This window comes from Acidiferrobacteraceae bacterium (genome assembly GCA_037388825.1).
Classification (GTDB): Bacteria; Pseudomonadota; Gammaproteobacteria; order Acidiferrobacterales; family JAJDNE01; genus JARRJV01.
Genome location: JARRJV010000005.1, coordinates 65,263 through 88,810 on the forward strand (window position 1 = coordinate 65,263; position 23,548 = coordinate 88,810).

Annotated in this window: 24 protein-coding genes and 3 pseudogenes; 22 read left to right on the forward strand and 5 right to left on the reverse strand. The window is 62.4% G+C overall.

The window, feature by feature from the left end; genetic code table 11:
- Positions 1–268: 268 nt before the first annotated feature.
- Positions 269–1,618 carry a chromosomal replication initiator protein DnaA gene (gene dnaA / locus P8X48_01795; protein ID MEJ2106048.1) on the reverse strand — a complete coding sequence of 450 codons (1,350 nt, stop codon included), beginning with the start codon at positions 1,616–1,618 and terminating at the stop codon, positions 269–271.
- A 185-nt stretch (positions 1,619–1,803) separates the two neighbouring features.
- On the opposite strand from dnaA, the gene rpmH reads away from it, so the two are divergent.
- From rpmH to mnmE, 4 genes are all read left to right on the forward strand, one after another.
- The gene (rpmH, locus tag P8X48_01800; protein ID MEJ2106049.1) at positions 1,804–1,938 is read left to right on the forward strand and encodes a 50S ribosomal protein L34; all 135 of its coding nucleotides are present in this window, start codon (positions 1,804–1,806) and stop codon (positions 1,936–1,938) included.
- A gap of 349 nt (positions 1,939–2,287) precedes the next feature.
- Positions 2,288–2,527, forward strand: coding sequence for a membrane protein insertion efficiency factor YidD (gene yidD, locus P8X48_01805; protein MEJ2106050.1), 240 nt, complete (start codon positions 2,288–2,290; stop codon positions 2,525–2,527).
- A complete protein-coding gene (gene yidC, locus P8X48_01810) occupies positions 2,520–4,175 on the forward strand; it encodes a membrane protein insertase YidC (protein ID MEJ2106051.1) in 1,656 nt (551 codons plus the stop codon). Before yidD ends, yidC begins: the two co-directional genes overlap by 8 nt.
- A gap of 25 nt (positions 4,176–4,200) precedes the next feature.
- Positions 4,201–5,562 (forward strand): tRNA uridine-5-carboxymethylaminomethyl(34) synthesis GTPase MnmE, encoded by a 1,362-nt coding sequence (gene mnmE, locus P8X48_01815; protein MEJ2106052.1) that lies wholly within the window; start codon positions 4,201–4,203, stop codon positions 5,560–5,562.
- Between the two features lie 8 nt (positions 5,563–5,570).
- Here mnmE and P8X48_01820 read toward each other — a convergent pair whose 3' ends face one another.
- From P8X48_01820 to P8X48_01830, 3 genes are read right to left on the reverse strand one after another with little or no spacing between them, the layout of a single operon-like run.
- The gene (locus P8X48_01820; protein MEJ2106053.1) at positions 5,571–7,583 is read right to left on the reverse strand and encodes a DUF3488 and transglutaminase-like domain-containing protein; all 2,013 of its coding nucleotides are present in this window, start codon (positions 7,581–7,583) and stop codon (positions 5,571–5,573) included.
- Positions 7,580–8,500, reverse strand: coding sequence for a DUF58 domain-containing protein (locus tag P8X48_01825; GenBank protein ID MEJ2106054.1), 921 nt, complete (start codon positions 8,498–8,500; stop codon positions 7,580–7,582). The genes P8X48_01820 and P8X48_01825 overlap by 4 nt, the downstream gene beginning before the upstream one ends.
- Positions 8,501–8,538: 38 nt before the next feature.
- A complete protein-coding gene (locus tag P8X48_01830; GenBank protein ID MEJ2106055.1) occupies positions 8,539–9,483 on the reverse strand; it encodes a MoxR family ATPase in 945 nt (314 codons plus the stop codon).
- A 202-nt stretch (positions 9,484–9,685) separates the two neighbouring features.
- Between P8X48_01830 and P8X48_01835 the strand changes: the two genes are divergently transcribed.
- Entirely contained in the window at positions 9,686–10,108 is a 423-nt protein-coding gene (locus P8X48_01835) for a hypothetical protein (protein MEJ2106056.1), read from the forward strand.
- 130 nt (positions 10,109–10,238) lie between these two features.
- Positions 10,239–12,104, forward strand: a complete 1,866-nt coding sequence (mnmG, locus tag P8X48_01840; GenBank protein ID MEJ2106057.1) for a tRNA uridine-5-carboxymethylaminomethyl(34) synthesis enzyme MnmG — start codon at positions 10,239–10,241, stop codon at positions 12,102–12,104.
- Positions 12,105–12,155: 51 nt separating this feature from the next.
- On the opposite strand, the gene P8X48_01845 is transcribed toward mnmG, so the two are convergent.
- The gene (locus tag P8X48_01845; GenBank protein MEJ2106058.1) at positions 12,156–12,743 is read right to left on the reverse strand and encodes a DUF2914 domain-containing protein; all 588 of its coding nucleotides are present in this window, start codon (positions 12,741–12,743) and stop codon (positions 12,156–12,158) included.
- A 149-nt stretch (positions 12,744–12,892) separates the two neighbouring features.
- Here P8X48_01845 and rsmG point away from each other — a divergent pair, with 149 nt between their 5' ends.
- The 16 genes and pseudogenes from rsmG to P8X48_01925 form a co-directional block, all read left to right on the forward strand.
- Positions 12,893–13,552 carry a 16S rRNA (guanine(527)-N(7))-methyltransferase RsmG gene (rsmG, locus tag P8X48_01850; GenBank protein ID MEJ2106059.1) on the forward strand — a complete coding sequence of 220 codons (660 nt, stop codon included), beginning with the start codon at positions 12,893–12,895 and terminating at the stop codon, positions 13,550–13,552.
- A 39-nt stretch (positions 13,553–13,591) separates the two neighbouring features.
- Positions 13,592–14,359 (forward strand): AAA family ATPase, encoded by a 768-nt coding sequence (locus P8X48_01855; GenBank protein ID MEJ2106060.1) that lies wholly within the window; start codon positions 13,592–13,594, stop codon positions 14,357–14,359.
- Positions 14,359–15,237, forward strand: a complete 879-nt coding sequence (locus P8X48_01860; protein ID MEJ2106061.1) for a ParB/RepB/Spo0J family partition protein — start codon at positions 14,359–14,361, stop codon at positions 15,235–15,237. Before P8X48_01855 ends, P8X48_01860 begins: the two co-directional genes overlap by 1 nt.
- Positions 15,238–15,295: 58 nt before the next feature.
- Complete coding sequence (locus tag P8X48_01865) at positions 15,296–15,754, forward strand: hypothetical protein (GenBank protein ID MEJ2106062.1); 459 nt, start codon at positions 15,296–15,298, stop codon at positions 15,752–15,754.
- Between the two features lie 201 nt (positions 15,755–15,955).
- Positions 15,956–16,366, forward strand: coding sequence for an ATP synthase subunit I (locus tag P8X48_01870; protein MEJ2106063.1), 411 nt, complete (start codon positions 15,956–15,958; stop codon positions 16,364–16,366).
- A gap of 6 nt (positions 16,367–16,372) precedes the next feature.
- The gene (atpB, locus tag P8X48_01875) at positions 16,373–17,212 is read left to right on the forward strand and encodes a F0F1 ATP synthase subunit A (protein MEJ2106064.1); all 840 of its coding nucleotides are present in this window, start codon (positions 16,373–16,375) and stop codon (positions 17,210–17,212) included.
- A gap of 57 nt (positions 17,213–17,269) precedes the next feature.
- Entirely contained in the window at positions 17,270–17,512 is a 243-nt protein-coding gene (atpE, locus tag P8X48_01880; GenBank protein ID MEJ2106065.1) for a F0F1 ATP synthase subunit C, read from the forward strand.
- A 47-nt stretch (positions 17,513–17,559) separates the two neighbouring features.
- Positions 17,560–18,030 (forward strand): F0F1 ATP synthase subunit B, encoded by a 471-nt coding sequence (locus tag P8X48_01885; GenBank protein MEJ2106066.1) that lies wholly within the window; start codon positions 17,560–17,562, stop codon positions 18,028–18,030.
- Positions 18,031–18,039: 9 nt separating this feature from the next.
- Positions 18,040–18,575: pseudogene (locus P8X48_01890) on the forward strand (F0F1 ATP synthase subunit delta).
- Between the two features lie 26 nt (positions 18,576–18,601).
- Complete coding sequence (gene atpA / locus P8X48_01895; GenBank protein ID MEJ2106067.1) at positions 18,602–20,143, forward strand: F0F1 ATP synthase subunit alpha; 1,542 nt, start codon at positions 18,602–18,604, stop codon at positions 20,141–20,143.
- Between the two features lie 15 nt (positions 20,144–20,158).
- A complete protein-coding gene (gene atpG / locus P8X48_01900) occupies positions 20,159–21,022 on the forward strand; it encodes a F0F1 ATP synthase subunit gamma (GenBank protein ID MEJ2106068.1) in 864 nt (287 codons plus the stop codon).
- A gap of 44 nt (positions 21,023–21,066) precedes the next feature.
- Positions 21,067–21,981, forward strand: a pseudogene (atpD, locus tag P8X48_01905) (F0F1 ATP synthase subunit beta).
- A 108-nt stretch (positions 21,982–22,089) separates the two neighbouring features.
- Positions 22,090–22,296, forward strand: a pseudogene (locus P8X48_01910) (F0F1 ATP synthase subunit beta).
- 23 nt (positions 22,297–22,319) lie between these two features.
- Positions 22,320–22,733: a F0F1 ATP synthase subunit epsilon gene (locus P8X48_01915; protein ID MEJ2106069.1), complete on the forward strand. Its 414-nt coding sequence runs from the start codon at positions 22,320–22,322 to the stop codon at positions 22,731–22,733.
- Positions 22,734–22,819: 86 nt separating this feature from the next.
- A complete protein-coding gene (locus tag P8X48_01920) occupies positions 22,820–23,317 on the forward strand; it encodes an FKBP-type peptidyl-prolyl cis-trans isomerase (GenBank protein ID MEJ2106070.1) in 498 nt (165 codons plus the stop codon).
- Positions 23,318–23,322: 5 nt separating this feature from the next.
- A partial coding sequence (locus P8X48_01925; protein MEJ2106071.1) for an NTP transferase domain-containing protein occupies positions 23,323–23,548 on the forward strand: 226 nt, incomplete at its 3' end.

Genomic DNA, 23,548 nt, shown 5'->3' on the forward strand with positions numbered 1-23,548 from the left:
TCACCTGTATCGGTCTTGTTTGTTTGCGTGAGTGTGTAGAGCAGTCCAATCAAAAATAGAATAGAAATATATTTTAGTTTGTTGTTGTGACTATAAGGGTTGCGGCCCGCTGTGTATAAGCCTGTTTTATTGTTTATATTCAATGTGTTACGTTACAGACAAGTCTGTCCATAGTCCTGTGCCCAGGTTGGGAAACGACTGCAGTGGAATGTGGATAGATTCTCCAGGCCTTGTTCCGCTGGTTCTTATACACAATCGACGCACAGGATCACGTCGTCAGGATGCGCATCAGGTTGTTGTAGTCTTCTTTCGTACGTGTGTCCGCGGCGAGCAGTTCCTCGATCTTTCGTTTGGCATGCAACACCGTGGTGTGGTCGCGACCGCCAAAAGCATCACCGATCTCCGGCAAACTGTGGTTGGTCAGTTCCTTTGAAAGGGTCATTGCCATCTGTCTTGGGCGGGCCACCTGCCGGGCCCGGCTCTTCGAATGAAGATCGGCAACCCGGATCTTGTAGTATTCCGCAACGGTTTTCTGGATGTTATTGATCGTAATCAGCCGGTCCTGAAAGGCGAGGAGATCCTTTAGCCCCTCGGTCGCGAGATCCATATCGATTGGCCTGCCCGTGAAGTAGGAGCTTGCCATGACGCGCCGCAGGGCTCCCTCGAGCTCACGAACGTTGGACCGTACGCGCTTGGCCATGAAAAAGGCCACGTCTTCCGGCAGGTCGATGCCTTCACTGGTGGCTTTCTTGATCAGAATCGCCACTCGGGTTTCAAGTTCCGGTGGCTCAATGGAGACCACCAGGCCGGAACCGAATCGGGATATCAATCGCTCCTCGATGCCTTCCAGTTCCTTGGGGAACCGGTCGGCCGTGATAATGACCTGGCGCTGTCCTTCCAGCAGGGCGTTAAATGTGTGAAAAAACTCTTCCTGGGAGCGCTCCTTGCCAACAAAAAACTGGATATCGTCAATCAACAGGGCATCCAGGGAGCGATAGAATTTCTTGAAGTTATTGATGGCGTTGTGCTGCAAGGCCTTGACCATGTCGGCAACAAAGCGCTCTGAATGAGCATAGGCCACCTCGGCCCCGGGACTGTGGGTCATCATCAGATTTCCCGCAGCCTGCATCAGGTGGGTCTTGCCCAGTCCCACCCCACCGTAGATAAACAAGGGGTTGTACGCACCGCCCGGGTTTTCCCCGACCTGGCGCGCGGCGGCGCGGGCCAGCTGGTTGGATTTGCCCTCCACGTGGGTCTCGAACGTGAAGGTGTTGTTCAGGCGCATCAGTGAGGACGGCTGCTTGGTGGCGACACGGGCTGGTTGGCCGCTCCCGGCGCCCTTGCGCACATCGCTCGCCCGCCGGTTGGCCTGGCGGCTCCCCACGTCGATGGTGACACTGACGCTGCGCTCCTTGCTGTGTTGCGCCACGAGTTCCACGATCCGGTCCAGGAAGCGGTCCCGCACCCAATCCATGACGAAGCGGTTAGGCGCCAGCAGGCGCAGGCCATTTTTGTCCTGTTCCGCCTGCAAGGGCCGAATCCACGTATTGAAAAGCTGGGCGGAGAGCTCCGATTCCAGCGATTCGACGCATTTATTCCAGATCTGGGGCTGGCTCACCGGACACGAATCCCGCGGTGAAAAGAAGCGAGAGTCTAACCAAGCCTCAGAAAGTTATCCACAGTTGATGTGGCCGTGCTGTAGGGCCGCGATTCTATTGACAATCCGCGTTTGAACGCAGTATCGTGCCGCCCTTTTCCGCGGGCGCAAAGCGCATGGTGCCCGTACTGAACGGGGAACAGACCATGAAGAGAACCTTTCAGCCCAGTGAGGTAAAAAGAAAGCGCAACCACGGTTTCCGTGCCCGGATGCGCACCGCCGGCGGGCGGGCCGTAATTCGCGCTCGCCGTGCCAAGGGCCGCGCTCGCCTGAGTGCCTGAATATCGTGGCCCGTTTCGGGCTGCCTCGGTCGCGTCGCCTGCTAAGCCGGCGTGACTTCGACAAGGTCTTCAGGCGGCGTTGCAGTTGCGAAGATCGTCGCTTTGCTGTTTACGCGCGACCCAATCGCGGGACAGGACCGCGCCTCGGGATCGTGGTTTCACGCCGGGTCTCCGGCCGGGCGGTGGACCGAAACCGGATCAAACGGATCATCCGCGAGGCATTTCGCCACAACCAGGAATGGTTGGAGGCAAATGACATCGTCGTCGTCGCGCGACCACACGCCGCTACCGTCTCGGGGCGCAACCTGGAAGAAGCCCTGACGGCTCTTTGGAAGCAGTTGGTTTCAAAATGCAAAAAGTCCTGATTTTCCTGCTGCGACTGTACCAGCTTGGGATCAGCCCGCTGCTGGGCCCCCGCTGTCGTTTCTATCCGAGCTGTTCCGCGTACGCCATGGAGGCCGTGCAGGAGCACGGGGCCGCCCATGGCAGTTGGTTGGCCCTGCGGCGCGTCTGCAAGTGTCACCCCCTGCATCCCGGCGGCTACGATCCCGTTCCGCCCTCGAGCCACGGTGAGACCTCGCGTGGATAACAACCGTCTGTTCCTGTATGTCGCACTGGTCCTGGTCCTGTTTCTGATCTGGGACGCCTGGCAGAAAGACCACCGCCCCGTGCCTCAGCCGACGGCACAAACGGCCCCCGCCAAAGATACCGAGGCCGCTGCCCCGTCGGCGCCTGCCGCGCCCGGCGGATCAACCCCCTCGGCCGCGCCCGCGAGCCATGCCCCCGCGCAAACCGCCGAACTGCCCAGCAAGACCCGGATCCACGTCGTCACCGATCTGCTGGATGTGGATATCGACACCTACGGTGGCGACCTGCGCAAGGTCGGTCTGCGGAAATATCCGGCCACACTGAAAGACAAGAACGTGCCGTTCGATCTGTTGAGCGATGATCCGGCCAATCTGTATGTCGCCCAGTCGGGCCTGATCGGTCGCGGCAAGGACTATCCCTACCATCGGACGGTCTACCGCGCGAGCAAGACCCGGTACGAGCTCGCCAATGGACAGAACCAGCTGAACGTGGATCTGAGTTGGCGTTCGCCCGAGGGCGTGAGCTACGTGAAGCGATACGTCTTCCATCGCAACAGCTATGTCGTGCGGGTCGAGTACAGGGTCAGCAACCACAGCCGCAAGAACTGGGAAGGCTACTTCTACGGTCAGTTGCTGCGCACTGCCCCGGAACAGCATCATGGGCTGTTCTCCCTGCCGATCTATATTGGTGGCGTCATCTACACCCCCGAAGATCAGTACGAAAAGATCAGTTTCGCGGACATGAAGAAGCATGAGCTGCGCCGGGACGTCACCGGGGGCTGGGCGGCGATGCTGCAGCACTACTTCGTCGGGTCCTGGATGCCGGAGTCCGAGAAGGCCAAGGGCCAGCTGTATACCAACAGCGCCGGCGAGAATCGCTTTATTATTGGTTACAAGTACACCACCCCGCTTGTGCTTGCTCCCGGCAAGACCGGTAGCACGGGCATGGATCTCTATACCGGCCCAACGGAACACGCTCGTCTGGCCAAGCTGGCCACGGGTATGGACCGGACAGTCGATTTTGGGCGTCTGACCTTCATCGCCTCGCCCCTGTTCCAGCTTTTGAAGTTCATCCACGGCCTGGTGGGCAACTGGGGCTGGGCCATCATCGCGCTGACGGTGTTGATCAAGGCGGCGTTCTTCCCGCTGAACAATGCCCAATTCAAGTCCATGGCGAAGATGAAGAAGATCGCGCCGCGACTGAAGGAACTGAAGGAGCGGCTCGGCGGCGACAAGGAACGCTACAACCGCGAAATGATGGAGCTGTACAAGCGCGAGAAGATCAATCCCATGGCCGGTTGTCTTCCGATCGTGATTCAGATCCCGGTCTTTATCGCCCTCTACTGGGTGTTGCTGGGTTCGGTGGAGATGCGGCAGGCGCCGTTCATGTTCTGGATCCATGATCTGTCGGCGCGTGACCCCTATTTCGTTTTGCCTGTCCTCATGGGTGCAAGCATGTTCTTCTCCATGATGATGAACCCGGCCAGCGACCCCATGCAGCGCCGCATCTTCATGGCGATGCCCATCGTTTTCACTGGCTTCTTCCTGTTCTTCCCTGCAGGCCTGGTGTTGTACTGGCTGGTGAACAACCTGCTGCAGGCCGGCCAGCAGTGGTTGATCATGCGCTCCATGGACTCAGGAAAGACCTGATCCCGCGCGGGCGTGCCCCTGGGCCATGAGCTCTGAAGCAACTCACGATACGATCGCTGCCGTTGCCACCCCCGCCGGGCGTGGCGGCATTGGCGTGATTCGCATTAGCGGTCCCGGCACTCGCCAGATTGCCCTGGGGCTACTCGGTTCACTGCCCACTCCGCGCGAGGCCTGCCTGTCCTCGTTCCGGGACGAGGATGGAACGGTACTGGACCAGGGTATCGCTTTATTCTTCCCTGCTCCCCGCTCCTTCACCGGTGAAGACGTCCTGGAGCTCCACGGCCACGGCGGCCCCGTGGTCCTCGATCTCCTGTTGAACCGCTCACTGCGCCTGGGTGCTCGCGCCGCCCGGCCGGGCGAATTCTCCGAGCGAGCGTTTCTCAACGGGAAGCTGGACCTGGCCCAGGCCGAGGCCGTGGCGGATCTCATCGATAGCGGCAGCGAGGCCGCGGCCCGGTCTGCATTGCGCACGCTGCAGGGCGCGTTTTCCCGCGAGGTCCACGGCCTGGTGGAAGCTATAACGGGCGTGCGTACCGAGCTGGAGGCCGCCATCGATTTTTCCGACGAAGACATCGAGCTCCCGACGGCGCAACGGCTTGGCGATGAACTCACCAGCATCGATCGTCAGATTGCGGATTTGCTGGCCAACGCGAACCAGGGGCGCGTGCTGCGTGAAGGTATACAGATTGTTATCGCCGGCCGGCCGAATGCCGGCAAGTCCAGTCTGCTCAACGCCCTGGCCGGGGAGGATAGCGCCATCATCGGCGAGACCCCGGGCACGACCCGGGACGTGATTCGTGAACACATCCAGATCGATGGCATGCCGGTGCACGTACTGGACACCGCCGGACTGCGCGAAACCGAGGAGGCGGTCGAATCGGAAGGTGTGCGCCGGGCGCATGCGGCCATGGCCCAGGCAGACCGCATCCTGCTGGTCGTTGATGACAGCGAGGGCGTGGACGAGGAGGAGATTGCTTCCATCCTGTCCGAGTTGCCGGACGGCGTGGAGCGCACCGTCGTGCGCAACAAGATTGACGTTCGCGACGGCGCGCCACAACATATTGATACGCGCTGCTACAAGGAGGTGGCGCTATCCGCGCGAACCGGCGCCGGCCTCGACCTCCTTCGCGAACACCTGAAACAACAGGCCGGATATCAGGGCAACACCGAAGGCAGATACCTGGCCCGTCGTCGACACCTGGCCGCCATCGAGCGCGCGCGCGGTCATGTCGCCGATGCGCGCGAGCGGCTGCAGCAGGGTGAGGCGCTGGAACTGCCTGCAGAAGATCTTCGTCAGGCACAGCTGGCGCTGGGCGAGATCACGGGCGAAGTCAGCAGCGACGAGCTCCTGGGGCACATCTTCGCCGGTTTTTGTATCGGCAAATAGTGCCGGCCTCAGTGGCCGCGAAGCGGGCCCCGCCATGGACGCACGCGAAGTCCCCGCACCTTCCGTCTCAGTTCGCGAAGCTGGTCCGCGCCGCCGCCGTCGCCATAGCGCAGACGGATGTACAAATCCGTGATCGCCCTTACGTTGGCCGATAGCTCCGGGCGCTGTTTTGCAACCCGATTCGCGTAATCGCTCGCACCTTCCCAGCGATGGCGCACCAGACCCAGGCGGGCGAGCTTGCGGCAATAGCGTTCGTAGATGGCGAGTACCGGATCGCGTACCCGCCCCCGGCCCATCAACCACAGCATTGCCAGGGCAAGCAGGACCACGGCGCTGATCATTCCCGCCAGCTTGCCCAGCCAGGTCGGAGTGAGCATGCCAATCGTGCGTAGCAGTTGGTCCTGTTGATCCTCACCGTAGTCCGAAACCCAGCGATACCATTGAAGGTTCACCATGTCCCAGTACATGCGCGTCGATGCCCACAGGCGCTGCACGAGGGTGCTGCGAATCGCGCGAGTGAGGGCGTCGCCCGAGAGCTGGCCCAAAGGCAGGCCTTCGCTGCGCAGGCGACGGATCGCGTCCATTCCGAGTTCGATTCGCTCCGGCGCCACCGCGGCCGTGGGGTCCACCCGTACCCAGCCCCGGTTTGGCAGCCACGCCTCCGCCCAGGCGTGGGCATCGGATTGGCGCACGAGGTAGTAGTTGCCGGTCTCGTTGTATTCCCCGCCCTGGTAGCCGGCAACGACGCGAGCCGGGATCCCGGCGGCGCGCATCAGAATGACGAAGCTCGTGGCATAGTGTTCGCAATAGCCTTCCCGGCTGTCGAACAGGAACTGGTCCACCGGATTCTCGCCCAGGAGTGGCGGCGTCAAGGTGTATACGAATCCCTGATTGTGAAAATAGGCCAGCGCCTTCTCTATCACGCCGTCGTCGCTGCCCGTCTCCTGGCGCCAGCGCCGTGCCAGGTCGCGCACTCTCGCCGTGGTATTCGGCGGCAGCTGAAGGCCCGCGCGTCGTTCGCCGGGGGAAAGAGGCCCGCGACGGTACTGGGTTTGGGATGCCATGGAGTAGCGTAGGCGTTTGCTGATCGGACTCGTGGTGCGCAAGAGATAGTCGCCCAGGCGCCGCGCGTTCGCCGGAACCGACAGTGGTCGATCGAGCGCCACCAGCCACCGTTTGTTGGTCGGCTCCAGGGTCACCGTGTAGTGATACACCGTGCCGGATTTCCGGCTTGGCCCCTTGTTGGCCCGAAAGCGTGTTCCTATGTGCCAGTTGTGGCCATCGGAATTCCACAAGACGAATGCGCGCCAATACAGTCGTTGCGGCGGGGGACGAGCGCCCTCGAACTCGACACGAAAGGCCGGTTCGTCGGACTGACTGAGGCGGTTGATGCTACCCGGGCGCAACTCTTCACTCAGCCCGGTGGATGCGCCAAAGGCATCGGGCGGCAGTCCCCACAGGCCGCCCTGAATCCTTGGAAATAGCACGTACATCACAATCATGAGCGGCGCCGCCTTGAGCAACAGGCCGGCGACCAGACGAAGATCGGCCCGCCACGGTCGCGGGTGGCGCAGATTCAGCTGTACCAATGCCTGGGTGCACAGGGCGGCTGAGGCCACCATGTAGGCACCCTGGACCAGCGACTGGGAATAGAGGAAATCCGTGGCAACGACCAGGTAGAGCAGGAATACCGTCACCATGTAATCGCGCAGCCCGCGCGACTCAATGAATTTCAGGCCCGTCAGCAGCAACAGCATGGCGGTCCCCGGGTCACGCCCGAGCAGCGTGCCATATTCGCGAAACACGGCCGCGGCAAGCAACAGCGCCAGCGCAGTGCGGACGACCAGACCCGGGCGGTACCAGCCCCGGTGGATAGCGGCATAGCACCAGGCCAGGAGGGCGGCAAACACGATGGTTATCCAGACAGGGAGGCGGAGCGCGTGGGGAACCACGGCGAACCCCGCGGCGATCACAATCCAGGAAAGGGCGCCGGGTCGCGGGTTGTTGTGGGTCTGGTTCACGGCCGGGCCTCAAACAGGGCCAGCGCCTCAAGACACTTGTGCCGATGGTCCGGCCCGCCTCCGGGCGCGATCGTGTTGTCGGGCAGGCGCAGGCCATAGAGCATGCCACCGGTTTCGGCGTCGAGGACCCAGCGGCACAGGACGCTCAGGCGTGTTTCCGTATCCAGGCCATCCAGTTCTTCCCAGTCCAGCCAGACGGACTCCCTGCGGTCGCCGCCGAATCGCTTGGTCTGCAGCGGTTGTCCACGGGCCACCGCCTTCCAGTCCACGTGTCGGGGCGAATCACCGGGCTGGTAATCGCGCACACCAATGAAGTCGTCCCCTTCCGGCCGCAGGCCGGCATCGCGTTTGCGTTCCGCGTCGCCCCGCGTGCGCAGGGGCTGGCGCCCGGCCGGCCGGGGATATACGAGGCAATGGTGGTCGATGCGCACACGCCGCGACCAGGAGTAAAACAGGCCCACGGGGAACTGTGTCGAAACACCGACCTCCGGCATGGCCAGCCAGCCGCGCTGCCGGGTCGGGACTTCAATGCCGACCAGCCGTTGGCCGTCGGCGTCAATGTCCACCGTCGCGGCCCGTGCACCCGCGTGCTCCACCGCCTCTTCCAGGCGCGCGCCAGATCCGGGATTGTCCAGGCATACCTGGAACACGGCGCGTTCGCCGGCGAACACCGGGGCGCAGGGGCCGGCGGTGATGTGCAGGCCGAGAAGGTTGCGGTGGGTGTAAAGCATCGATACCACGGCCATGCCTGAGAGCAGAAAGGTCAGGCCATAGACCAGGCCGTTCTCATAGTTGATGCCGGCCAACAGCATGACAAACAGTACCATGGCAAACAGCATTCCCTGGCGCGTGGGCAGCATGTAGAGCCGCCTTCGGTCGAGGATTGCCTCCGTCTTCGCGACAAGCGGCGGTCTCATGGAGAGCACCGCGTCCCGGGCGCTCCGAATCCGCGGCCTCATGGAATCGGGACGGACTCGATCAGGTGGCGAACGAGGGCGTTTCCCGACTCCCCGTCGGCCGTGTGCAGGCGGTGCGACATCACGCTTGTGGCCACCGCCTGCAGATCTTCGGGCAGAACCAGACCACGGCCCTCGATCAGGGCCCAGGCGCGTGCCGCCTGAATCAGGCCCAGCCCGGCGCGGGGAGAAAGCCCGCTGGTGAAGTTCTTGTCGCTGCGGGTGGCTGCCAGCAGGTCCTGTACATATTCCAGCAAGGCATCACTTACAGTTACCCGGGATACTTGGGCCTGCAGCGCAAGCAACTGCGATGCAGTCATTGCCGGTTTGGCGTTGCGGTAGATTTCCCTACGGTCGCCGCCGGTGAGCAGTTCGCGCTCCGCCGCCCGATCGGGGAAACCCATTTCGATGCGCATAAGGAAACGATCCAGCTGCGATTCGGGCAAGGGAAACGTTCCCACGAGATGATGGGGATTCTGGGTGGCGATCACGAAGAAGGGTTGTGGCAAGGGGTAGGTTTCGCCGTCGGCCGTCACCTGGCGCTCTTCCATGGCTTCCAGCAGGGCGCTTTGGGCCTTGGGCGTGGCACGATTGATCTCGTCGGCAAGCACCACCTGCGCGAAGATCGGCCCCGGGTGAAAGCGAAACCCGCCCTGGTCCGGCTCATACACAGATACACCAATAATATCGGCCGGAAGCAGATCACTGGTGAACTGGATGCGATGGAACTGTGCCCCGGTGACGGCGGCCAGGGCGTGGGCCAGGGTGGTCTTGCCCATACCCGGCAGGTCTTCAATCAGCAGGTGGCCTCCCGCCAGCAGGCAGGCCAGGGACAAACGGATCTGTTCCGGTTTGCCAAGAATGATTTCGTCCAGGGCCTGCAGGGCGGCGCGAATCTGGTTTCGGGCGGAATTCGGGGCTGCGGTCGCGGCGGTCTGGCTCATGGTTCCCTCGACGGAGTCTCGGATGGTTGCAGGCGATACGCTGTAAACTGTAGTCGATAAGCGGTGCATTGGGAAAACTTCCGGCCTGTCATCGCCCAGTTCGGTCTGGTACATTTCGTCGCTGTCGGGCGGGCACCGCAAATCCGCCGGCACGGGCGGCGAATTGTTCGCCGAAATCCCAGAGCAAAACGAGGACATTGCCATGAACAAGATTTTGATCGCTGGCGCGATGGCGCTCCTGATGGCGCCTGGCCTGGCCAGCGCGGGCAACAGCGGTTTCAGCGTCGGTGCAGGCCTGGGCAGTTTCTCCGTCAAAGGGACCAGTCATACGGGTTGGGTGATTGACGGCGCCTATGCCATCGACCGTCATGGAACCATCAACGTGGACCTGCACCAGGACAGCTTCACCGGGGTTTCGTATCGTTACTACTTCGACCGCGCGTACAATCGGGTGTTTCTGGAGGGCGGCATCCTCAGCGGAGCCAATACCACCGATGCGCTCGCCGGTGGCGGCTATGAGGTTGGTGTGGCCCGGGACGTGACCCTGCGTGTCGGTGCAGGCGTGGTTTTCGATTCAAGCAACACAAACTTCGCCCTGCGCGCGACGGTCAACTTCCTTCCCTGAGCGCAAACCGGAACTCCCGGATCCATGAGGGCCGCGGTCGGGAGATCGCGGCCTTTTTGTTTCTGCGCCCGGGCTGTGGCAAGTCGGCGCTTTTCCTTATAATGCTTCGCCCTGAAACGCAGGTGCATTCATGGACCACCCCACTGCATACGATGTGATCGTCATCGGCGGCGGCCACGCCGGTACCGAGGCCGCGGCGGCCAGCGCGCGCATGGGTTGTCGCACCCTGCTGCTCACCCACAACATCGAAACCGTCGGCCAGATGTCCTGCAACCCGGCCATTGGCGGCATCGGCAAGGGCCACCTGGTGCGCGAGATTGATGCGCTGGGGGGCATCATGGCCCGCGCCGCCGATCGCGCCGGGATCCAGTTCCGAACCCTGAATGCGCGCAAGGGTCCGGCGGTCCGTGCGACCCGCGCCCAGGCCGACCGGCTCCTGTACAAGGCGGCGGTGCGCGGCATGCTCGAGCGCCAGCCCGGGCTGGACATCTTTCAGCAATCGGTAGACGACGTCCTCATCGAGGGCGATCGCGTCACCGGGGTGCTTACCCAGATGGGGCTGCGCTTTCATGGAAAGAGCGTGGTGCTGACCACGGGAACGTTCCTCGGGGGCCGCATCCACGTGGGCCTCGAGAACTACCAGGGCGGCCGCGCCGGCGACCCTCCCGCCAACACCCTGGCGGCACGTTTGCGCGAACTGCCCCTGCGCGTCGGCCGACTGAAGACCGGAACTCCGCCGCGCATCGACGGCCGCACGATCAATTATGATGTTCTGGAAGAGCAACCGGGCGATGATCCGGCGCCGGTGTTTTCCTTTATCGGCGACCGCGGCGAGCATCCACGCCAGGTGTCCTGCCATATCACGTACACCAACACCGCGACTCACGACTCGATTCGCGCCGGGCTCGACCGTTCGCCGATGTACACGGGCGTCATCGAGGGCACCGGTCCACGCTATTGTCCGTCGATCGAAGACAAGGTGATGCGTTTCGCCGACCGGGAACGCCACCAGATTTTCGTTGAGCCCGAGGGACTGGATACCCACGAGGTCTATCCCAACGGCATCAGCACCAGCCTGCCCTTTGATGTGCAACTCGAATTTTTGCGCTCCATCGCCGGGTTCGAGAACGCCCACATCACCCGTCCGGGGTATGCCATCGAGTACGATTATTTCGATCCGCGAGATCTCAAGCCAACGCTCGAAACCCGTGTCGTGAACGGCCTGTTCTTCGCCGGCCAGATCAATGGCACCACCGGTTACGAGGAGGCAGCGGCCCAGGGTCTGCTGGCCGGGACCAATGCCGCGCGCCAGGTGCAGGAGGAAGAGCCCTGGTGGCCGCGACGCGACGAGGCCTACCTGGGCGTGCTGGTAGACGACCTCATCACCCGCGGCACAAGCGAGCCCTACCGGATGTTCACCTCGCGCGCGGAGTATCGCCTGATGTTGCGCGAGGACAATGCGGACCTGCGGCTGACTGAAAGCGGCCGGCGCCTGGGTCTGGTGGACGACCAGCGCTGGGAGCGGTTCTCGGGCAAGCGTGAGGCGGTGGAGCACGAACAGGCGCGGTGCGAAACGACCGTGATTCGCGCCGGCTCCGAACCGGCGGAACGAATCGCGGACCTGCTGGAGCGACCCCTGGTGCGAGACGCCAATCTGACGGAGCTGTTGCGCCGACCCGGGGTCAGCTATGCGCAGCTTGTAGAACGGCTCGGCGGCGGGGTCGCGGACGAGGATGTGGCCCAACAGGTTGAAGTGCAGGCGAAGTACTCGGGCTATCTGTCGCGCCAGCAGGAGGAGATCGAGCGCCAGCGACGGCACGAGGAAACACGGTTGCCGGAAGACATGGACTATGAAAACGTGCGTGGACTTTCGGTCGAGGTTCGCCAGAAGCTGGCACAACAGAGGCCCTTCACCTTGGGTCAGGCCGCGAGGATTTCCGGCATCACGCCGGCGGCGATCTCTCTGCTTCTGGTTCACCTCAAGCGTCGCGCGTGAAGCGCGACCCTTCGCTGGCACAATCAGCGCGCCAGCGAAGGTCGGGCGGACTTACTGCTGCGGAGCTGCCGGCGTCGTGTCCTGGGCCGGGGCTTCGTTTGCCGGCGCCGCATCGGGCGCGGCTTCGGCCGGCGCTGCCGGTTCAGGCGCCTTCACATAGTCAAAGGTATTGACCGCCAGTGTGGCTCCGGACTGGTCCACGACCGACGCCTTCCACTGCCCGGTCCAGTCGCCTTCCAGTTGCTTGCTGGAGTACACGCGCCAGCGATTCCCGCCGACCTTGAACGGAACCTCGGCCATGACCTTGCCACCGTGTTCCCAGCGGTGAGTCACGGTTTCGCCGGCCATGTCCTTGAGCTCGGTGAAGTAGTAGATCTTGTGCTTGTCGTTCTCCAGCGTAGAGACCTTGTCCACGGGTTCGCGGTTTTCGATCTCCGTGGAGAATGCCGCACGGGCGACGGTGCCGGCGGGCTTGGGTGCGGCTGCGGGCTCCGTGGACGACGCAGCCGCCGGTGCATCGGCAGGCTGGGCGGCGGGGGCGGCCGTATCCTGAGCCGGGCTGGTCATCGGGTTCGCCTCGTCGGCCAGTGCCGGCGCCGCAATCAATGCAGCCGCAACGAGCAGTGCGATCTTGTTCATGGTGTGCCTTCCCTCCTATTGATAGTCTTGGCGCAGCCGGCAGGCTCTGCCGGCAGCCGGTGCCCAGCATACGCTGGCGCGCCGACTGCTCAAGCGGTGCAAGACGAAGGGGGGCGATTGCTGGACAAACGTATTGCAGAGGGCCGGTTTTGACCGGCGCAGCGCCGGACTCGACCGAGGCATCCCGCCTGGAGCAGGGCGCTCTGGCCCTGGGGCTGGCCCTGCCGGCCGAAACGGTGGCGCGGGCCCTGGCCTATCTGGACCTGCTGCAGAAATGGAACCGCAGCTTCAACCTCACGGCCGTCCGCGAGCGCGAGGCCATGATCACCCACCACCTGCTGGACAGCCTGGCCATTGCCCCCTACGTCACCGGTGAGCGGGTGCTGGATCTCGGCGCGGGCGCGGGTCTGCCGGGGATTCCTCTGGCCCTGGCCCTGCCCGACTTTCGCTTCGTGCTGCTCGACAGCAATCGCAAGAAGACCCGTTTCCTCGTACAGGCGGCGGCGGAGCTGGATCTGGGCAATGTAGAGGTTGTAGCCGCCCGCGCCGAGGATTTCCGGCCTGACACGGGGTTTGACACCATTACCGCGCGCGCCCTGGGCGGGATCCCGCAGATGATCGCCTGGTCCGGCCGCCTCTTGCGCCCCGGCGGGCGATACCTATTTATGAAGGGCGTTTTTCCGCAAGAGGAGTTGGAGGACCTTCCGCCTGGCTACCGGCTGGACGAGGTGGCGCGCCTGCGGGTGCCGGGACTCGCAGCCGAGCGCCACCTCGCCGTGATCCGGCCCGCTGACGGCGGGGCGGATTAAGGTATGATTGGCGCGACAGTTTTCACAGGAGTATCCGAAATGGGCAAGGTCATCGCCATCGCCAACCAGAAAGGAGGGGTCGGCAAGACCACCACCAGCATCAATCTGGCGGCGTCGCTGGTGAAGACGCGCCGCCGGGTCTTGCTGGTCGATATGGACCCGCAGGGAAACGCCACCATGGGGAGCGGCATCGACAAGTCCTCTATCGGTGTCAGCACCTACGAGGTGTTGATCGGCATCGGTCAGATCGGCGATGCCGTGGTCCACACCGAGGGCGGCTTTGACCTGGTGCCGGCAAACATCAATCTCGCCGGAGCGGAGATCGAGCTGGTCAACCTGGACCGGCGCGAACGCCGACTGCACAGCGCCCTTGGGGATATCGCGGCGGACTACGATTTTGTTCTGATCGACTGCCCACCGGCACTCAGCCTGCTGACCATCAACGCGCTGGTCGCGTCGCAGAAAGTCATGATTCCGATGCAGTGTGAGTACTATGCCCTGGAGGGCCTGTCGGCCCTGCTCGATACCATTCGCCAGGTACGCCAGGCATTCAATCCCAAGCTCGAGATCGAAGGCCTGTTGCGAACCATGTACGACCCGCGTAACAACCTCTCCAACGAAGTATCCGCACAGCTGCGCGAACACTTCGGGGACAAGTTGTATCGAACCATAATCCCGCGCAACGTGCGGCTGGCCGAGGCCCCGAGTTTCGGCAAGGCGGTCATCAGCTACGATCTTCAGTCCAAGGGTGCGCAGGCCTACCTGGCCCTGGCGGGCGAGATCCTGCGACGCGAGGAGGCGGCCTGATGAGCAAGAAGGCACGCCTGGGGCGCGGCGCCAGCGCGCTGTTTTCCCGCGAGGGGATCGACGATCTCGTCGGTACCAAGCCGGTGCCCACGGCCGAGACCCTGCGCGATCTGCCCGTGGACGTGCTGCAGCGTGGCAAGTATCAGCCGCGTACCCATATGGACCAGGGCGCACTGGATGAATTGGCCGCCTCCATCCGTGCACAGGGTGTGGTCCAGCCCATCGTGGTGCGGCCCGTGGGCGGTGGGCAGTACGAGATCATTGCCGGCGAGCGTCGCTGGCGCGCAGCCCAGCTGGCCGGGTTGGACAAGGTTCCGGCGGTCATCCGCGACGTTCCGGACGAAACCGCCATCGCGGTTTCCCTGATCGAGAACATTCAGCGCGAAAACCTCAATCCCATCGAAGAGGCCATGGCCCTGCAGCGTCTGGCGGACGAGTTTCATCTGACACACGAGGAGACCGCCGCCAGTGTCGGTCGCTCGCGGTCTGCCGTCAGCAACCTGCTGCGCCTGTTGTCACTCAATCCCAATGTGCGGGAGCTGCTGGAAGACGGAACCCTGGATATGGGGCACGGGCGCGCACTGCTGGCACTGGAAGGAAATGCCCAGAGCACGGCTGCGCGCGAGGTGGTGCGCCGTGCCCTGTCGGTGCGCGAAACGGAGGAATACGTCCGCCGCCTGGTGGAAGGCAGGAAGACTTCGGCCAAGGGGAAAACGAAAAAGCTCGACCCCGATGTACGCGCCTTGCAGGATGAGCTTGGCGAGCGCCTCGGCGCGAAGGTGAAGATCCATCAGCGGGCCCGTGGCAAGGGCGGGTCACTGACCATCGAATTCAACAACAACGATGAACTGGACGGCATCCTGTCCCATTTCCGCTAATGTCGCCGAAACGGTTACACTTGGGTTATTGTCCCGCCTGACGGGGAGGCTTTGATCGATGACGAGAAGACTGTTCGCACTGATCCTGCTTGGCGTCATGTCCGTGGCTCCCGCACTCGCGGTCGAGGCCGATTCGGCCCCCGAGGCAACAAGACGCGCGGCCGAGGCGGGCAACGCGGAAGCCCAGTTGAACCTCGGCATCCTGTACGAGTACGGCTACCGCCTGAAGGGCAACAAGGTCGATGCCCTGGCCTGGTATATGGCCGCCGCCGATCAGGGACTGAAGCTCGCAGTGAAACATCGGGACAAGCTGATGGCCGAACTCACGCCCGCCCAGGTGGAGCAGGCGCGGGCCCGAAGCGCCAAAATTGCCCGGGCGCCGTCGGCCCCCGCCGCCGAAACCCCGCCCACGCCGGAGTCCTCGGGTCCCATCCCCGGGGCCGCATCCGCCGCACCTGCTCCCGAGACCGGGAGCGCCCCACCGGAGCCCACCGTAGAGACGGCCCCGGACCCGTAAAGAAACCGTAAATTATTTCGTTTTAGTCATTTTCCGCCAAAAGCCGGCAAGTTCGGTCGAATATTTGAGCTTATTGCGGGAATTCCCGGGCAATTATTGACCGAATCGGCACCACTCTTTTATACTGCGCGCGCCTCAGGCACGGGGTTTCCGCAAGATTTCCTTTGCCGTCCGGATGCAGTACCAAACCGTGGTAGTTCGATGAGAAACGCTGACGATCAGCTCCGACGAAGCACCCGGTCGGCGGCCCTGTCGCAGCTGATCCTGGTCATTTTGATCGCCGCGATTCTTGTCGTTTGGTCCGGACCGGGTGCCGGGGGAGCGGCGCTGTTCGGTGGCCTCGCGGTCGGGATCGGAACCGCGCTCCATGCGTGGAAGCTTAGCCAGGCCATCGGCCCGAACGGGTCCCTGGATGTGGCCACGTTCTACCAGGGAGCCTTATTAAAGGTATTGGTCACTATCGCACTGCTGGTCGTTGGCCTGGCCGCGCTGCGATTGAATCCCGCGGCGCTGATCGCCGGGGTGGTCGCGGCCTATGTGGCCCTGTTGTTCACGCGCAGCTACGCGCCGCGCCATCGCAAGAAACCGGAACAGACTGGAAACGAGATCTAGGCGACCATGGCTGAACTGACCCCGTCGGAATATATCCAGCATCACCTGACCCATCTTACCTGGGGCCGTTTCCCTGACGGTCACTGGGGTATCGCCCATAGCGCGGCCGAATCCAAGGCCATGGGCTTCATGAGCGTCAACCTGGACACCATGGGCTGGTCGCTGATTCTCGGCGTACTGTTTCTGTTCTTTTTCACTCGCGCCGCCCGCCGCGCCAGTACCGGCGTACCGACGGGATTCCAGAATGTCGCGGAAATGGCGGTGGAATTCATCGAGTCCAGCGTGCGCGGCTCATTCTCCGGCAAGAACGACCTGATCGCGCCGCTGGCGCTCACGATCTTCGTGTGGATCTTTCTGCAAAACCTTATGGACCTTATTCCGGTGGATGTACTCCCGCTGTTGTTGGCGGACGTTTTTCACATCCACCACAACAAGGTGGTGCCCACCACAGACCCGAATGCGACCTTCGGCATGTCACTGGGCGTGTTCATACTTATCATTTACTACAGCATCAAGATCAAGGGCGTGGGCGGCTTCCTTGGAGAACTCTCGTTTCAGCCCTTCGGCAAACTCGGCCTGCCGGCGAATCTGTTGCTGGAAGGCATCAACCTGATTGCAAAACCGGTTTCTCTCTCGCTGCGACTGTTCGGCAACATGTACGCCGGCGAGATGATCTTCATCCTGATTGCACTGTTGTTCAATGCCGGCATCTTCTGGGGTGCCCTGGGCGGAGTGCTGCAGGTCGGCTGGGCGATCTTTCATATTCTGATCATCACGCTGCAGGCGTTCATCTTCATGACACTGACCATCGTGTATCTCGACATGGCGCACCAGGAACATCACTAGGCGTCGGACGAAAACAGTTTTTAATTTTTCGAAGTTTGCTTTTTTAAGGAGAAGACCATGAACGAAGCGACAGCATTTCTGTACATCGCGGGCGCCATCATGATGGGCCTGGGCGCGGTCGGCGCCGCCGTCGGTATTGGCGTGCTCGGGGGCCGTTTCCTGGAAGGCGCGGCACGCCAGCCGGAGTTGATTCCGATGCTGCGTACCCAGTTCTTTATCGTGATGGGTCTGGTGGACGCCCTGCCGGTTATTTCCATCGCCATCGGCCTGTATGTGCTGTTCGCCGTCGTTGGCGGATAGTGGAACTGGCGGATCACGCAACTACAGAAACGATATAAGGAGCCGTCATGAACATCGGATTGACGCTCATTGGCCAACTTGTCGCATTCGCATTCTTCGTCTGGTTCACGATGAAATTCGTGTGGCCCCCCATGGTGAAGGCCATGGAGGCGCGCAAGAAGATCATCGCCGACGGCCTTGCGGCGGCGGAGAAGGGCCAGCATGAGGAAGAACTGGCCCGCCACCGCGCGACCGAGAAGCTCAAAGAGGCGAAGGAGCAGGCGGCGGAAATCATTGCCGGGGCCCAGAAGCGGGCGGCGGAAATCGTGGACGAGGCCAAGCAGTCGGCACGTACCGAGGCCGAGCGCATTCGCGCCGCGGCCGATGCGGAGATCGAGCAGGCGGCGAACCAGGCGCGCGAGCAGTTACGCGGCGAGGTGGTGCAACTGGCTGTGGCCGGCGCGGGCAAGGTGCTCAAGCGCGAGATCGATGCCAAGGCAAACGAGGACCTGCTCAAGGACCTGGTGGCACAACTCTAGGGCACGACCATGGCAGAGAAAAACACCGTCGCACGTCCCTACGCCGAGGCCGCTTTCGATATCGCAAGCGCAGACAAGGCGCTGAAACAGTGGTCCGACATGCTGCTGGCGCTCGCGGCCGTGGCCGCCGACGCGGACATGCAGATGCTTATCGATAACCCCGAGGTGGATGACACCGTGGTCGTGGAGCTGTTCACCGAACTGTGCGCAAAAAGCCTGACCGACAGGGGCGCCGATTTCGTGCGCGTGTTGGCGGCGAACGAACGCCTGGGTGTGTTGCCGGAAATCGCGGCCCTGTTCGAGCTCCGTCGCGCCGAGGCGGAAAAGACCATTGAGGCCGAGGTAACGTCGGCGTTTCCCTTGTCGGAAGCGCGGCAAGAAGAGATCGCAGCCGCTCTGGCCAAACGCCTGGCCGACAGGTCACGCTCAAGACACGCATCGACGAAACCATGATTGGCGGCGCCGTGGTGCGCGCCGGTGACCTGGTGATCGACGGGTCGGTCACCGGTCAGCTCGAGAAGCTGGCCAACGGAATGATGCGCTAACGAATCGCTTTCAAGGAATCCAAACCATGCAACTCAATCCTTCTGAAATCAGCGACCTGATCCGCAAACGCGTCGAGGGCTTCGAGGCCCGTACCGAGGCGCGCAACGAGGGTACGGTCGTAAGCCTCGCCGACGGCGTGGTCCGCATCCACGGGCTGAACGATGTGATGTACGGCGAGATGATCGAATTCCCCGGCAACACCTATGGTATGGCGCTGAACCCGGAGCGCGATTCGGTCGGCGCCGTGATCCTGGGTGACTTCGAACACATCACCGAGGGTGACACCGTCAAGTGCACCGGTCGCATCCTCGAGGTGCCGGTCGGTCCCGAGCTCATGGGTCGCGTGGTCAATGCCCTGGGTCAGCCCATAGATGGCAAGGGCCCGGTGGAAGCGAAACTGACCGCGCCGGTGGAAAAGGTCGCACCTGGCGTGATTACCCGTAAGTCCGTGGATCAGCCGGTACAGATCGGCCTCAAGTCCATCGATGCCATGGTGCCCATCGGTCGTGGCCAGCGCGAGCTCATCATCGGTGATCGCCAGACGGGCAAAACAGCGGTGGCGGTGGACGCCATCATCAACCAGATCGGTACGGGTATTAAGTGCATCTACGTCGCCGTTGGCCAGAAGGCATCGTCGGTGGCCAACGTTGTGCGCAAGCTGGAAGAGTTCGGTGCACTGGAGCACACCATCATCGTTGCCGCGACCGCGGCCGAATCCGCAGCCATGCAGTTTCTGGCACCCTATGCCGGCTGCGCCATGGGCGAATACTTCCGTGATCGCGGCGAAGACGCACTGATCATCTACGACGATCTGACGAAGCAGGCCTGGGCCTATCGCCAGGTTTCCCTGCTGCTGCGCCGCCCGCCGGGCCGTGAGGCGTACCCGGGCGACGTGTTCTATCTGCATTCGCGTCTGCTGGAGCGCGCGGCGCGTGTGAACGAGCAATTCGTCGAGCAGGCCACCGGTGGCGAGGTCAAGGGCAAGACCGGTTCGCTGACCGCGCTGCCCATCATCGAGACCCAGGCCGGCGACGTGTCCGCCTTCGTCCCGACCAATGTGATCTCCATTACCGACGGCCAGATCTTCCTTGAATCGGATCTGTTCAATGCCGGTATTCGCCCGGCCATCAACGCGGGCCTGTCGGTATCGCGTGTCGGTGGCGCGGCCCAGACCAAGATCATCCGCAAGCTGGGCGGCGGCGTGCGTCTGGCCCTGGCCCAGTACCGCGAACTTGCGGCCTTTGCCCAGTTCGCCTCGGATCTGGACGAGGCCACGCGCAAGCAGCTGGATCGTGGTCAGCGCGTGACCGAGCTGATGAAACAGAAGCAGTACGCGCCCATGAGTATCGCCCAGCAGGCCTTCTCGCTGATGGCCGTGAATGAGGGCTATCTGGACGAGATCGATGTGAAAAAGGTCGTCGACTTCGAGGATGCCATGCAGTCGTACCTGAAGTCGAAGTACGCGTCGCTGCTGGAGAAGATCAACGAGTCCGGTGAATACAGCGATGAAATCGCGGCCGAAATGAAGGCGGCGCTGGACGACTTCAAGGCCAACGGTACCTGGTAAGCGGGGCGAAGCAATATGGCAGGCGGCAAGGAAATCCGGACCCAGATCAAGAGTATCCAGAATACTCAGAAGATCACCAAGGCCATGGAAATGGTCGCGGCGAGCAAGATGCGCCGCGCCCAGGACCGCATGGCTGCGTCCCGTCCGTACTCGGAAAAGATGCGCACGGTGATCGGGCATCTGGCCTACGCTCACACGGAATATCGCCACAGCTATCTGGAAGAGCGTGACGCCCGGAATGTGGGCTACATCATCGTTTCCTCCGACCGCGGCCTGTGCGGCGGTCTGAACAACAACATGTTCCGCATGTTGCTGCGCGACATGAAGGAGTGGGACGACAAGGGCGCGGGCGTGGAGCTATGCACCATTGGCCAGAAGGGCTTTCAGTTCTTCCGACGCATCAACGCGCAAATCGTGGCCGACACTTCCCACCTGGGCGATGCGCCACGAGTTACCGATGTGATCGGTGCCGTGAAGGTGATGCTGGATAAATACACGGCCGGCGAGATCGATCGCCTGTTCATCGCCTTCAATGAATTCGTCAATACCATGACGCAGAAGCCCGCGGTCGAGTCGCTGCTGCCCCTGCCGCGCGGCGAGATCAGCGAAGACCTGCGTCACCATTGGGACTACATTTACGAGCCCGATGCCAAACCGGTGCTGGACGGGCTCATGGTTCGCTACATCGAGTCGCTCGTCTATCAGGGCGTGGTGGAGAACATTGCCTGTGAACAGGCCGCGCGCATGGTCGCGATGAAGGCTGCCTCCGACAACGCCGGCAACCTGATCAAGGAATTGCAGCTGGTCTACAACAAGGCGCGTCAGGCCGCGATCACCCAGGAGCTTTCCGAGATCGTCAGTGGCGCTGCCGCCGTCTAGGCCGTGGGAAAGAATTCTACGTTTGAGTATTAAGGGGAACTGTCATGAGTTCGGGTAATATCGTTCAGATCATCGGCGCGGTCATCGACGTGGAGTTTCCACGCGATGCCATGCCCAAGGTATACAACGCGCTCAACGTTGACGACGCGGGCCTCACGCTGGAGGTGCAGCAGCAGCTTGGCGACGGAGTCGTTCGTACTATTGCCATGGGCTCCACCGACGGGCTGCGGCGCGAGATGAACGTCAGCGATACCGGTGCGCCCATCAATGTCCCGGTCGGCACCAAGACCCTGGGCCGCATCATGGACGTGCTCGGCAATCCCGTGGACGACGCCGGTGACATCGGCGCCGAAACCACCGCCCCCATCCATCGCAAGCCGCCGGCGTACGCGGACCAGGCGGCCAGCGTCGAGATCCTCGAAACCGGTATCAAGGTGATCGACCTCATCATGCCCATCGCCAAGGGCGGCAAGATCGGCCTGTTCGGCGGCGCGGGCGTGGGCAAGACCGTAACCCTGATGGAGCTCATCAACAACATCGCCGTGCAGCAGGAAGGCCTTTCCGTGTTTGCGGGCGTGGGTGAGCGTACCCGTGAGGGCAACGACTTCTACTACGAAATGAAAGAGGCCGGCGTACTGGACAAGGTAGCCATGGTGTACGGTCAGATGAACGAGCCGCCGGGTAACCGCCTGCGGGTGGCGCTGTCCGGGCTGACCATGGCCGAGTTCTTCCGTGAGGAAGGCCGCGACGTGCTGATGTTCATCGACAACATCTACCGTTACACCCTGGCCGGTACCGAGGTCTCGGCACTGCTGGGCCGCATGCCCTCGGCGGTGGGTTATCAGCCGACCCTGGCCGAGGCGATGGGTGTGCTGCAGGAGCGCATCACCTCCACCAAAACCGGTTCCATTACCTCGTTCCAGGCCGTTTACGTGCCGGCCGACGACCTGACCGACCCAGGGTACCGGTGCCCACCGGCACCGTGATGGGCGCGCCGGTATCGGTCACCGCCAGTTCGCGCTTGAGTCCATCGGTGGAACCCATGGCGATGGTGCGTACCACACCGTCGGGCCCGCAAGATTCAGCGCTTCCTGTCCCAGCCGTTTGCAGTGGCCGAGGTGTTCACCGGCAGCCCCGGTAAATATGTCTCCCTCAAGGACACCATTACCGGCTTCAAGGGCATCGTCGACGGCGAATACGACGAGCTGCCCGAGCAGGCCTTTTATATGGTTGGCACCATCGACGAAGCGGTCGAAAAAGCCAAGACTTTGTAACGGAGGCTCGTTAAAGTAGGGCCATGACCATGCATGTGGATATAGTCAGCGCCGAATCCGAACTCTTTTCGGGCACGGCGGAGATGGTAATCGCCCCGGCGGTGCGCGGCGAAGTGGGCATTTACCCCCGCCACACCCAGTTGCTGACCCCGCTCAAGCCCGGCGAGGTACGCATCACCCGGCCTGGCGGTGAGGAGGAGGCCATCTATGTCTCCGGCGGTATTCTCGAGGTGCAGCCCCATGTGGTGACCGTGCTGTCGGATACCGCGGTGCGGGCCCACGACCTGGACGAGGCCGCGGCCATGGAGGCCAAGAAGCGCGCCGAACAGGCCCTCAAGGACAAGACCGGCGACATGGAAGAGGCCGAGGCCATGGCCCAGTTGGCCGAGGCGGTGGCCCAGTTGCAGGCCATCCAGCGGCTGCGCAAGAAGAAATAGCCGCGAATGAGGCCCATCTGAGCACTGACAGCAATCAAGTAGAAGGGCAGTTTTCACTGCCCTTTTTTGTTTTATAGGATAGTACTATGAGTGATAACCAGGCCGTTACCGACCAGAAGGTGGTGACTTTTACCTATACCATTCTCGATACCGAGGGCAACGTACTGGAGCAGTCCGACATGCCCGCGTCCTATATTCACGGGATAGACGGCAAGATGTACGAAAAGGCGGAACAGGCCATGACCGGTGCCAGGGTGGGTGACGAGGTGGAGGTGAGCCTCAACCCCGACGAGGGATTTGGTTATCCCGACCCGGCTCTGATATACACTGAAAAGATCGAGAATGTGCCGCCGGAGTATCGCCGTATTGGTGCCGAGGTTGAATTCACAAACGAGGCCGGCGACTCCATGACCATGACCGTCAGCAAGATCGAAAACGGCGAACTCATCGTCGATGGAAACCACCCCTTTGCCGGCAAGACCGTGGTGTTTCGTATGACCGTGATGGGCGTGCGTGACGCCACCATGCAGGAAGTCGGTACCGGCGAGGTAATGGACACCAATGTCCCCATGAGTCTGCAGTAACCCCAATGGACGAACCGTTTCACATCAGTGTGGTGATCCTGGCCGCCGGCCAGGGCACACGCATGAAGTCCAAACTGCCAAAGGTGTTGCATCCCCTGGGCGGACGGTCGCTGCTTGGCCATGTCATCCATACCGCAGGCGAACTTGCCCCAAAGCAGACCATCGTTGTTTACGGCCACGGTGGAGAAGCCGTCAAACAGGCGCTTGCCCATGAAGCGGTCCTTTGGGTTG